The 11,750-nt window shown below is 33.9% G+C and carries 13 protein-coding genes; 8 read left to right on the forward strand and 5 right to left on the reverse strand.

Translation table 11 applies throughout. From position 1 onward, the window contains the following. Positions 1 to 23: 23 nt before the first annotated feature. The gene (gene pepE / locus HJ01_RS06945) at positions 24 to 731 is read right to left on the reverse strand and encodes a dipeptidase PepE (RefSeq protein WP_007137633.1); all 708 of its coding nucleotides are present in this window, start codon (positions 729 to 731) and stop codon (positions 24 to 26) included. A 148-nt stretch (positions 732 to 879) separates the two neighbouring features. Here pepE and HJ01_RS06950 point away from each other — a divergent pair, with 148 nt between their 5' ends. The 7 genes from HJ01_RS06950 (at position 880) to HJ01_RS06980 (ending at position 6,914) form a co-directional block, all read left to right on the forward strand. After that, positions 880 to 1,650, forward strand: a complete 771-nt coding sequence (locus tag HJ01_RS06950) for a hypothetical protein (protein ID WP_007137634.1) — start codon at positions 880 to 882, stop codon at positions 1,648 to 1,650. Then, the gene (locus tag HJ01_RS06955; RefSeq protein WP_007137635.1) at positions 1,637 to 2,362 is read left to right on the forward strand and encodes a hypothetical protein; all 726 of its coding nucleotides are present in this window, start codon (positions 1,637 to 1,639) and stop codon (positions 2,360 to 2,362) included. Before HJ01_RS06950 ends, HJ01_RS06955 begins: the two co-directional genes overlap by 14 nt. After that, positions 2,352 to 3,107, forward strand: a complete 756-nt coding sequence (locus HJ01_RS06960) for a hypothetical protein (RefSeq protein WP_040473759.1) — start codon at positions 2,352 to 2,354, stop codon at positions 3,105 to 3,107. Before HJ01_RS06955 ends, HJ01_RS06960 begins: the two co-directional genes overlap by 11 nt. Then, positions 3,104 to 3,607 carry a DUF6702 family protein gene (locus HJ01_RS06965; RefSeq protein WP_040473760.1) on the forward strand — a complete coding sequence of 168 codons (504 nt, stop codon included), beginning with the start codon at positions 3,104 to 3,106 and terminating at the stop codon, positions 3,605 to 3,607. Before HJ01_RS06960 ends, HJ01_RS06965 begins: the two co-directional genes overlap by 4 nt. A gap of 61 nt (positions 3,608 to 3,668) precedes the next feature. Next, the gene (locus HJ01_RS06970; protein WP_007137638.1) at positions 3,669 to 5,909 is read left to right on the forward strand and encodes a M1 family metallopeptidase; all 2,241 of its coding nucleotides are present in this window, start codon (positions 3,669 to 3,671) and stop codon (positions 5,907 to 5,909) included. 109 nt (positions 5,910 to 6,018) lie between these two features. Further along, complete coding sequence (locus HJ01_RS06975) at positions 6,019 to 6,345, forward strand: twin-arginine translocase TatA/TatE family subunit (RefSeq protein WP_007137639.1); 327 nt, start codon at positions 6,019 to 6,021, stop codon at positions 6,343 to 6,345. Beyond that, complete coding sequence (locus tag HJ01_RS06980) at positions 6,345 to 6,914, forward strand: phosphatase PAP2 family protein (RefSeq protein WP_007137640.1); 570 nt, start codon at positions 6,345 to 6,347, stop codon at positions 6,912 to 6,914. The genes HJ01_RS06975 and HJ01_RS06980 overlap by 1 nt, the downstream gene beginning before the upstream one ends. A 173-nt stretch (positions 6,915 to 7,087) precedes the next feature. Here the strand turns inward: HJ01_RS06980 and HJ01_RS06985 are convergent, their stop codons facing one another. The 4 genes from HJ01_RS06985 to HJ01_RS07000 all read right to left on the reverse strand — a co-directional run bounded on the left by HJ01_RS06985 (position 7,088) and on the right by HJ01_RS07000 (position 10,339). After that, positions 7,088 to 7,729, reverse strand: coding sequence for an O-methyltransferase (locus HJ01_RS06985; RefSeq protein WP_007137641.1), 642 nt, complete (start codon positions 7,727 to 7,729; stop codon positions 7,088 to 7,090). A 119-nt stretch (positions 7,730 to 7,848) separates the two neighbouring features. Then, entirely contained in the window at positions 7,849 to 8,403 is a 555-nt protein-coding gene (locus tag HJ01_RS06990; protein WP_007137642.1) for a hypothetical protein, read from the reverse strand. A 4-nt stretch (positions 8,404 to 8,407) separates the two neighbouring features. After that, a complete protein-coding gene (locus HJ01_RS06995; protein WP_007137643.1) occupies positions 8,408 to 9,766 on the reverse strand; it encodes a hypothetical protein in 1,359 nt (452 codons plus the stop codon). Between the two features lie 6 nt (positions 9,767 to 9,772). Next, the gene (locus tag HJ01_RS07000) at positions 9,773 to 10,339 is read right to left on the reverse strand and encodes a YceI family protein (RefSeq protein WP_007137644.1); all 567 of its coding nucleotides are present in this window, start codon (positions 10,337 to 10,339) and stop codon (positions 9,773 to 9,775) included. Between the two features lie 287 nt (positions 10,340 to 10,626). On the opposite strand from HJ01_RS07000, the gene rlmN reads away from it, so the two are divergent. Then, positions 10,627 to 11,670 carry a 23S rRNA (adenine(2503)-C(2))-methyltransferase RlmN gene (gene rlmN / locus HJ01_RS07005; protein ID WP_007137645.1) on the forward strand — a complete coding sequence of 348 codons (1,044 nt, stop codon included), beginning with the start codon at positions 10,627 to 10,629 and terminating at the stop codon, positions 11,668 to 11,670. Positions 11,671 to 11,750 lie beyond the last annotated feature (80 nt).

Genomic DNA, 11,750 nt, shown 5'->3' on the forward strand with positions numbered 1-11,750 from the left:
GAAACATTAATGTTTCGGCTTTTTTATTTGATATAACTCAATTCAGTTTCGCTTTCAATTTCTTCTGCAACTTGATTTTGTCTAAAAAGACGAGCCGATAAATTTCCTTTCAAAACTATTTTTGACCCTTTTACATCAAGCCAGCTTCCTTCTCTTAATCCTAAAACAGGAATTGTGTTATAAGCATGGAATTCTTTTATTCTGGTTTCGCGAGTTTCTCCCATATGTTTTGATTGCGTGTCTGGGTCTAAGTAGTGTGCGTTTATATTAAACGGAATTGCTCCTGTAGTTTGAAAACTTGGTGGGTATACAATAGGCATGTCGTTGGTGTTTTGCATGCTTAGCCCACAAATTACACTTCCTGCGCTTGTCCCTAAATAGGGAGTTCCTTTTTTAATGGTTTGACCAAGTACAGTCATGATTTTGTTTTTGTATAATTCATTAACTAATACAAAAGTGCTACCGCCACCAGTGAAAATCCCTTCAGCGTTTTCAATTGCTGAGTTAGCATTTTCAAATTCATGAATTCCTTTTACAGCTATGTTTATTTTGGCGAAAGCCAAAGATGCTTTAGCAGTGTATTCTTCGTGGGTTATTCCGCTAGGTCTTGCATAAGGGATGAAGAGGATAGTTTTGCAGTGTTTAAAATGGTTGCTTAATTCAGGTAATAGATATTCTAAATATTCGCCCCCATGTATAGTTGAGGTGCTTGCTATAATTATGTTTTTCATTGTGTATTGAATTTAATATGTTAAAGGTATAAAATCAGACTACTTATTTGGCTTATTTTTTATTAACATTTTTTTACCATGTCCTTAGTAATTAATTTGGAGAGGCTTAGGATACTTTTACAACTAATGAATAATTGAATATAATCACATGCAGATCGGTAAATTTAGTTGTGTCTTTTTTGTATTATTTGCCACTGCAGCATTGGCACAAACAGCGATTCCTAGGAAATTGCGGGGGAAGCTGAAGACTGATTTTGCAACTCCAGAAGGTTTTTATGTCATAAATTTAAAAACGGAACAAGCAGAGATTACTGATGAGGGCGGTTATTTTTCGATAGCGGCTATGGTTGGGGACACGCTGCTGTTCTCTGCAGCACAATTTAAAGGAATTCGAGTTGTATTGACTTCCGATGATTTTGGAGAAAAATTATTTTCGGTTCAAATGGTACCTATAATGAATCAATTGAATGAAGTTGTAATTAGGCGTCATAACGATATCAATGCGGTTTCCTTAGGCATCATACCTGCAAATCAGAAGTCCTATACGGCAGCAGAGCGTAAACTAAAAACAGCAACGAGTCTGAATCCTACCGCTAGTGCCGGAAGTATGGCTGGAGGTTCGATTTCGATAGACCCTTTGTTTAATTTGCTTTCTGGAAGGACTGCTATGCTTAAAAAAGAGCTTATAGTGGAGAAAAAAGAAACTTATCTAGCAATGTTAGATGAGATGTTTGATATTGACCATTATATTAATAAATTTAAAATACCTTTAGATTATGTGAAAGGCTTTAAATATTATGCCGTTGATAATGATAAATTCACAAAGATTTTAGATCAAAAGAACATCACTACAACTGAGTTTTTATTAGGGGAGCTCGCAACAAAATATAAAGAAATAATTGCCGGTGAGAACAAATAATACTTTCCTGTTTTTTATCTGTTTACTTTCTCAGGTTATTTTTGGTCAAGTGGCTGGCGAAATAAAAATTCGCGGCATAATTGATACGGATTCAACCTCGGTTGAAGGTGTGAATATTATAAATCTAACAACGGACCAGTCAACATCTTCTAATTACGAAGGGGTGTTTTATCTTTTAGTAAAAGAAGGTGATCTTTTAGCTTTTTCTGCTGTAAATCTTGTAACTTTACGTAAAAGACTAACCAAAGCTGATATCATAAAAAATGATATTGCAATTAAAATGCAGCCGAATAGTATTCCTCTAAAAGAAGTAGTTGTTAATGCGGATTCTCAAATCAATGCTGAAAATTCAGGGATTGTTCCTTACAACCAAAAAAAGTACACTGCTGCCGAAAGAAAATTATATACTGCAAGGTCTGGATTGTTAGATCGACCTTTGAATTGGATGTCTGGAAGAACTGCGATGCTTAAAAAAGAAGTTGTGGTAGAAAATAAACAACGACTGATGAATAGATTAGAGTATCTTTTTGGAGATAGATACTATGTAGAGACGCTTAAAATACCGGAAGATTATATAAAAGGGTTTCAATATTATTGCATTGATGATATAGACTTTGTTGCGGCTTTAAATGCTAAGAACAAAACATTATCCATGTTTCTGATTATTATTTTGGCAGAAAAATACACTAAAATTATAGCAAATGAAAACTAAAATAGTAATAGTACTTGTGAGTCTGTTGAGCCAATTTTGCTTTAGCCAAATAGGAACCCGATCAGCTTTAAAAGGTCAAGTGAGAAATGATTTGGTTCCAGTAGAAAATGTGATTGTTTTTAATGTTAATTCACAAACGGGTACCATAGTCAATAGTTACGGATTCTTTTCGATTATGGCTCAAGTTAATGACACCTTGGTTTTTTCAAGTTTGGCGTTTAAATCTAAGAGAATTGTTCTTTCGGAAAAGGAATTTATTGTTCCGCAATTTGTGGTAAAAATGGATGTGTTTACTAATGAATTAGCTGAGGTACTTATTTTGGCCAAAAAAGAAGTGAACCCTGTATCAGGAGGGACTCAAAAATATGTAGATATGAAGTATTTTGACGATGAACGATCGTCGCCAAAAAATAGTGCTATGCCTCGAGATGGTAGTATTGAAATGGGGATGGACTTTGTACGTATTTACAAAGATGTTTTAAAAATACTAAGGAAAAACAATCCTGAAAAAGCCGATTTTTATAAGGATACCAGTTTTTCTGAGCTTGCCTTGAAGAGAATTAATTATTCTTTTTTTGCTAATACCCTCAAATTAAAGGATGATGAAATTAAGCTTTTTCTTGTTTTTTGCGAGAATGATCCTAAATCGAGAACTTTGATGGCGCCAAGTGATGAATTTCAATTAATTGATTTCCTTGTTTCAAAAAACAAGGAATACAAAAGAATTACTACTTTTGAAAAATGAAAAAAACAATCTTCTATTTATTTTTTGCATTCTTTTTTGTGACATTGACTTCCTTTGCCGTTCATAAATTCTACATGGGTATTTACCAAGTAAATTATGCGCCTGAAAAAAAAATGCTTCAAATTACAACCAGGATTTTTGTAGATGACTTGGACAAAGCGCTGGAGAAAAAATACAATAAAAAACTGCATCTAGCAACGGATTCTGAATCGTCTGCAGAAGTGGCGCTGCTAAAAAAATACCTTGGGGAGAAATTGACAATCAAGATAAATGGAAAATCGAGTCCGATTAAGTTTTTGAGTAAAGAGCTCGAAGGAGATGTTCTAGTTTGTTATTTAAGTATAAATGGAGTTTCTAAAATTAGTTCGTTGGAAATGTATAATGCGGTTTTAATTGATTGGAATTCAGAACAACAAAACATTACGCATTTCACTGTTTTAGGAGAGAAACACAGTTTTCTCTTTACGGAATCGGCTGTCAGACAGATGTTAAAATTCTGATAAAATAATGCTAATTTGCTAAAAAATAGTATTTTCACGGACTAATTAGTTAATCCTACCCATGAAAAAAATCATTTTATTTTTTATTCTTCCAGTAGCTTTATTTGCGCAAGAAAAAACAACAACCGTAACTCCAAAACAGCCAGGCAAGTACGACACTAACAAGTTTAGTCAGATGTATGATCTGTTAGCTACGCCCAATATGTTCCGTACAGCATCTGGTGCTCCAGGACCTGCTTATTATCAGCAACAAGCTGATTATAAAATTGATATAGAGCTAGATGATAAAAAAGCAAAATTAAGTGGTTCTGAAACCATTACTTATTACAATAACTCACCAGATAACCTAGAGTATTTATGGATACAATTGGATCAAAACCAAGCGGCGAAAGATTCTGAATCTCCTTTGTCAGAAAGCGAAAGAATGGATCAGACTTTTCCAGCTTCCAATTTTGCAAACAAGTTTTTGAAAAAAGATGCAGATCGCGGGTTTAATATAGAATATGTAAAAGATGTTAAGGGTAATGCAATGTCATACACTGTAAACCAAACCATGATGAGAATCAATTTGGCGACCCCGATGAAACCAAATACGACAATCTCATTCTCTATTAAATGGTGGTATAATATCAATAACTACCAACAAGAGGGTGGGCGTTCTGGCTACGAATTGTTTGAAAAAGAAGGAAATAGATTATATGTGATTGCTCAATTCTATCCTAGAATGGCAGTGTACAATGATGTAGAAGGATGGCAAAACATGCAGTTTTGGGGAAGCGGAGAATTTGCCTTGCCTTTTGGAGATTTTGACGTAAATATTACTGTTCCTGCTGATCACGTTATGGAAGCAACAGGGGAGTTAATGAATAGAAGTGAAGTTTTCACACCAGCGCAAGTAAAAAGATATGAATTGGCACAAAAATCATTCGATAAGCCAGTTGTAATCGTTACTCAAGCAGAAGCAGAAGCAGCTGAAAGAGGCTTTTCTGATAAGAAGAAAACATGGAAATTTAGCGCTAAAAATGTTAGAGATTTTGGAATTGCCACTTCAAGAAAATTCATCTATGATGCAATGGCAGTGAAATTAAGTGATAAGGTAGTAATGGCAGCTTCTGTTTACCCAAAAGAAGCAAACCCACTATGGGGAGAAACATCTACAATAACTGTTGCACATACTTTAAAAAGTTACTCTTCACATACATTTGATTATCCTTATCCAAAAGCGGTATCCGTATCAGCAGAGGATCAAGGAATGGAATACCCTATGATTTGTTGGAATTTTGGTCGTCCAGATGCAAATGGAGTGACTAGCGAGCAAATTAAAAACGGAATGATGGGAGTTGTAATACATGAAGTTGGACATAACTTTTTCCCAATGATTGTAAACTCAGATGAGCGTCAATGGACTTGGATGGATGAAGGTTTGAACTCATTTATGGAGTTTATGGCAGAACAGGAATTAGGGACAAATTTCCCTTCTAGACGTGGTCCTGCTAAAAACATTGTTCCTTATATGAGTGGAGATCAAAAATTCTTGGAACCTATAATGTCTAACTCAGAAAGTATCATTCAGTTTGGTAATAATGCATACGGGAAACCAGCAACAGGACTTAATATCCTAAGAGAAACAATCATGGGTAGAGAGTTGTTTGATTATGCTTTTAAAGTATATTCCAACCGCTGGAAATTTAAACACCCAACTCCAGAAGATTTTTTCAGAACTATGGAAGATGCATCTGCTGTAGATTTAGACTGGTTTTTTAGAGGTTGGTTTTACTCAACTGATTTTGTAGATATTGGTATTAACGACGTGAAACAATATTATGTTTCTGAAAGTCCTACAGCAGCATTAAAAAATGCTAAAGTAAGAAAAGGTCGCTTTGGTCTTGATCCTGGTCCCTTTGTTTACTTAGTAGAAGAAAGCAATTCAGAGTTAAAATCAAATCAAAAGAAAGCATTAAAAATTGAGGATGTAAAGTTGCTTTCTGATTACGTTAGTACACTTTCTGCCGAAGAAAAAGGAACTTTAAAATCACCAAAATACTTTTACGAGGTAGAGTTCAATAAACCAGGCGGTATGATAATGCCTATTCTTGTTGAGATAACTTATGAAGACGGAACAGTAGATAATTTTAAATATCCAGCGCAAATTTGGAGAAAAAACAATGATACTGCTAAGAAAGTATATGCTACTGAAAAAGCAATTAAGAAAATTCAAATTGACCCAAAATTAGAAACAGCAGATATTGATGTGACTAATAACACTTGGCCAAAACAAGAAGTAAAAAGTAAATTTGATTAAGTATTAGAACAGATAAAAAAAAGACTCTTTAAGAGTCTTTTTTTTATGAAAAATTTAAAAGGCGAGAAATCAAAATTTGGTATCTTTGCCGTAATAAAAAAAATGTAATATGTTTGGAATTGGAGGAGGAGAGTTAGTTTTTATTATGTTTATAGTACTCATGCTTTTTGGTTCTGATAAAGTGCCTGAAATGGCACGTAGTATGGGTAAAGCTATGGCGCAACTGAAAAATGCGACTAACGATATAAAAAGTGAAATCCAAAAAGGAGTTGAGGCCAATGGTCTCGATGCAAAGTCCTTGTCAGATATGACAGGAAACATAAATTCCCAAATCAGTAAAGCCAAAGAGGATCTATTGGGAGACACGATAACGGAAGCGAAAAAGGTTAAGGAAGATATTGAAGACGCTACAGGACCTGTAAAACGTCAAAGGTAATGATAGAGAAAATCCTGTCTCTAGATACCAAGTTGCTCATTTATCTAAACAATTTGGGGTTTGCACAATATGATGGACTTTGGTTAATAATTACGAATCAGCTAAATTGGCTGCCTTTATTTTTACTGCTACTGTACATTATTTTTAAAAAAATAGGTACAAAGCAAACGCTGTATTTACTTTTGTTTGTGGCGCTTTTAATAGCATTCACGGATCAAGCTACAAATCTATTCAAAAACGGATTTCAAAGACTTAGACCTTGCGCTGACCCAAAAGTGAACACATTTATTAGAGTAGTGCAATTTAGAGGTTCTTACAGTTTCTTTTCCGGTCATGCTGCAAATTCTATGGCAGTTGCCGTTTTTTTATATTTAAATTTAAAGCGATACTCTAAATATTTTTACGTGCTCTTTTTGTGGCCGTTAATCTTTGCTTATAGCAGGATTTATTTGGGATTACATTTCCCTGTTGATATATTGTCGGGGTATTTGTTTGGTATGTTCTCGGGATTTGTGTTTTATAAACTACATCAGGCCGCACAAAAAAAGTATTTTCCACGACAATTTTAAGGAGCCATTTCCAGCTGTTCATTTCAATATTCTGGTTTAAAATGGTTTTTTCAATAACAATAAAGGAGCTTCCGTTGGGCGCTCTTTTTTGTTTAGAAAAAATTCATTTCAATCCAGAATGATTTCCATTTCCATCTGGGCTACTAGATTTAGAGACGATGAAAAAGCTAAATTTAAAGAACTCTGCTCACCGTTAAACCGTCACGAATAGGCAGTAAAACAGTCTCTACCCTTGGATCATTAATCAATAATTCATTATAGTCCAGAAGTACTTTTGTGCTTATGTCTTTAGGGTTTAATGGTTCAAGTACTTTTCCGCTCCACAGCACGTTGTCTGATAAGATGACGCCGCCTTTGTTCATTTTAGGAAGAATCATTTCAAAATAGTTGATGTAGTTTTCCTTGTCGGCATCAATAAAAACCAAGTCAAATTTCACATCTAAATTTGGAATTATTTCAGTTGCTTCACCTAAATGCTGTACAATTTGTTTGCCCCAAGGTGATTTGTCGAAATGTTTTCGCTGAAAATCAACCAGCTCTTCCTTAATGTCAATGGTATGTAGGATTCCGTCTTCTTGCATACCTTCACACAAACATAGTGCAGAATATCCAGTATAAGTGCCAATTTCAAGAATGTTCAAGGGTCTTATTAATTTGGATAACATACTTAAAACACGTCCTTGAAAATGCCCACTTAGCATTCTCGGCAATAGTATTTTCTGGTAGGTTTCTTTGTTTAATGCTGCTAATAATTCGGGCTCTTTTCCGGAATGTTGCTCGATATAGTCTTCTAAATCTTGGGAAATAAAATGCATTTGTGAGTTTTTTATTTGGCACAAAGTTACAAATCAAAAAAGGAGAATAAAAGAAGTTAAAAAGTATATTTCTTTGAAGTATCGAGAATTTTTATCTCGCTTCTTTTTTTGCTTATAAGTTAGTTGTTGTATAAACTGAAATCAATAACAATTTCATCCCGAACCTTGATAAGGCCTGCCATTTTTACCGGTGGCTCAAGATCTATGTCAGAAAAATTTAAATGGATGGTACCATGAATTTTGTTATCTACTTTGTGTAATATAAAGTCTTTGTATTTAAGTGTTTTATTAGTGATTAAAAAGCTGAGGTTACATCTGTAATCTGTATTACACACTTTGATATCCGTTATTGTAACATTACTGTTAGGGAATTTTTTACACATTATAGTTTTACGTAAATCTTTGGTCATGACTTTATTGCCGCAATCGAAGTTTAGCATTGGAATATCTGCTTTTAAATAATTTTTTTCATTTAAATTTAAAATGATGCTATCTTTTTTATAAAAGGTGTTAGTACAATTGTATTTACCTACAGTTGATGTTCCACTTATTTTTATCTCAATTTTACTTATTATTAAGGTTGTTGTATCATTTTTTACAACAATGGGTTTAGCACTTCCCAAGAGTAGGAAAAGTGCTAAACTCAGTAAACCTATTATAATTCTATTTTTCATAGTATTAGAATGTAATTACTGCTTCAAAGAAAAGACCATTAAAGTTACCTCCGTATAAATCATTAGGATTTCCGGCTGTAAATTGGTTGAAATCTTTATAATTTTGGTCTACATATACTACTTTAGTTAATATGTTTTTAGTTAAAAAATAGCCCAAACCAGTTTCTAATCTGTTGATTGTAATATTGTTTACATCAGCATTTTTTAGTTTACCTCTCACTACATTGTATTTAGCGCCAATATATAGATTTTCATTTTTTCCAAATCGATATAATAGATCCCCAACATATTGGTTAACAGTTCTTCTGTCATCATTTCCTTTAGCATCACCACCAGAGCTGAATTCTGCTGTTCCAAAGAACTCAAGACCTTTGTATTTTACAAAAGGATTTATCATATATGAAGTGGCCCAGTTGCCATATCCAGGATTGAATCTACCAGTGTCTTTGTTTGATTCAGGATCAAAATTGTCTGCAATTTCCCCAGATGCCCCGGTGTATGCTGCATGAGTCATTACTCCGTAAAAACGGCTACCTCCTCTATCAGAACTATATAAGTTTCCGCTCATGTTGGCAACATGGTATAAAGATCCAGTTAATCGTATTCTTAATTCAGAATCAATTTGTTTATCAAAACCTATTTTAGCCAAAATAGTTGGACTAATGGTTGTGTTTTGAGTAGGTGAGCTTGGAACTATTTCTTTTACGTCTTGATTTAATTTTGAATTAGTAACACCAATCATACTTACAAACCCGTTTCTATTGTAATAAAATTCGGCACCCATTTCAGTAGTGAAGGCATCCATTATGTTGTTTCCAATAAAAGGATTTGCAAGAGTGTTTCCATTGTCAGATCTTCTAAAGTGTGCGTCACCATAGTTGTTTTCCATTTGTCCAATTTTAACAGTAGCATATTTCATGAAATCAGCTAAGAAATCTTTTTGGATAAAATCTAATTTATCAATTTGTAAATAACCACCTTTTACCCAGGTTTCATGATGGTGTCTTGCGGCAAGATATAATTCTAAATTAACGCGAACTCCATCATATAATTGAGCTCCAACGATCATGTTTGCAGTAGGTAGATTAAAATTATTTCCTAGATTAGTCAATCTGTAGCCTGAGATAGTAGCAGGTAGATTTTTCTGGTCATTAAACGATTTTACACCTTGAAACTGTAACGCAAAGGCGGCACCCAGATCAACGCTAAGTCCTTTAAATGCTACGCTATCTTTTTTTACGTCGAATTGATTGATTCCAGTTTGATCACGTGAAATAAGATTTTGGATTTGTCCAAAACTATTTTGTGCAGTTACTGCTGTCATACTTAACAAGGCAGCAGCTATGAGGTAGATTATTTTCATGATTGATTAATTAAAGTTAATAGTGAATTTTAGTGTAAGTTCTTCTCCAGTTTTGATAGTTCCAAATAGAGCTGTTGGTGAATCCATTCCAAACTCAGCAAATGCGATTATGTTTGACCCTTGTAATGTTACAGTGCCATTAGTTAAAGTAGTTTTTACTTGAGTTCTGACTTCTTTGCTAACTCCAGCTATTGTATAAATTCCGGTTAAATTCCAAGTAGTTTCATTTACTTTTTCAGCTGTTTTCAAAACATATTTAATAGTTTTGAATTTATCAGTTTTTAAGGTTTTGTAGGCAACCTTGTCCATAGAGCTCTTGCCGCTTTTTATACTTTCAGATAAAAGAGTGAGGGTTATACCATTAATCGCTTCTAGTTTAGAATTGGTAATAGTAAGATTTGCGTTTCCTGTACCTGTACTTGATATCATTTCCCAATCATGTAGTGTTGAAGTTCCAAATACAGAAAATTTTTGGTTTTTATTTAAGTCATAATTTTTTTGGGCATTTACAGAGAATAGTATTCCGAAGAAAGCTATCGCTAAAAAGATCGATTTAAGAGGTGTTGATTTCATTATGTTGTTTATTAAGTTATTTTAATGGTGGTTTGCAAACCGGATTTCTTATTTATACTTAATACGTAGTAATTATGTGACAAATTTATGTTTAAGGAGGAGGGGAATATATGATATATATCAGTTGTTAATATTTTACTAAAAGAGGGTGGTACTATATCGATTGAATAGCTGAAATCTTTTTTTATCTAACTATTTTTATTTAAAAACGGACACAGAATCATCTTGTAATGGTGAAATTGTATGTATAATTATTAAATGCAACAAATAGTCATTAAATTTGCAGCATGCAAATGGAAAAAAAAGACATAAGAGCGGTATCAAAAGAACAATTACGCGAATTTTTTGTAACCAGTGGAGACAAATCCTTTCGTGGAAATCAAGTTTATGAATGGTTATGGAGTAAGGGGGCACACAGTTTTGAGGACATGACAAATATCTCTAAAGAAACACGTGCGATGCTAGAGAGCAATTTTGTTATTAACCATATCAAAGTGGATACTATTCAACGTTCTGACGACGGAACCATAAAAAATGCAGTTCGGTTGCATGATGGCCTAGTGGTAGAATCTGTTTTGATTCCTACTAATACCAGAACAACAGCCTGTGTTTCTAGCCAAGTAGGTTGTAGTTTAGACTGCAGCTTTTGCGCGACAGCACGATTAAAAAGAATGAGAAATCTGGAGCCTGGCGAAATTTATGACCAGGTGCTCGCTATAGACAAAGAAAGTCGTTTGTATCACAATCATCCGTTATCTAATATTGTTTTCATGGGTATGGGCGAGCCATTGATGAATTATAACAATATGATGAAGGCCATCGATATGATAATTTCACCAGAAGGCTTAGGGATGTCTCCTAAACGAATTATGGTTTCGACTTCAGGTGTTCCAAAAATGATTAAAAAACTAGCTGATGACGATGTAAAATTCAAATTAGCTGTTTCATTACATTCAGCTATTGATGAAATTCGTGCGCGAATCATGCCTTTTAGCGCTAATTTCCCTTTAGCGGATTTACAGGAATCATTGGAATATTGGTACAAAAAGACAAAAAGCAAAATTTCCTATGAATATGTGGTATGGAAAGATATCAACGATAATAAGGAATCGATCGATGCTTTGGTTAAATTTTGCAAATACGTACCTTGTAAAGTAAATTTGATTGAGTACAACCCGATTGATGATGGGGAATTTCAACAGGCCTCAGAAGAAGCAACTAACGCCTATATAAAAGCATTAGAGGCCAGTGGAATTGTTGTTAAAGTGAGACGAAGTAGAGGTAAAGACATTGATGCCGCTTGTGGGCAACTTGCCAATAAAGAAGCTTGATTTTATTTGAATTCAAAAAGAGTTTAGGAAAATAAAAAAGGGTTTGACAATATTGTCAAACCCTTCTTTTATACATTCAA

It is taken from the genome of Flavobacterium frigoris PS1 (assembly GCF_000252125.1).
In the GTDB taxonomy this organism is placed as follows: domain Bacteria; phylum Bacteroidota; class Bacteroidia; order Flavobacteriales; family Flavobacteriaceae; genus Flavobacterium; species Flavobacterium frigoris_A.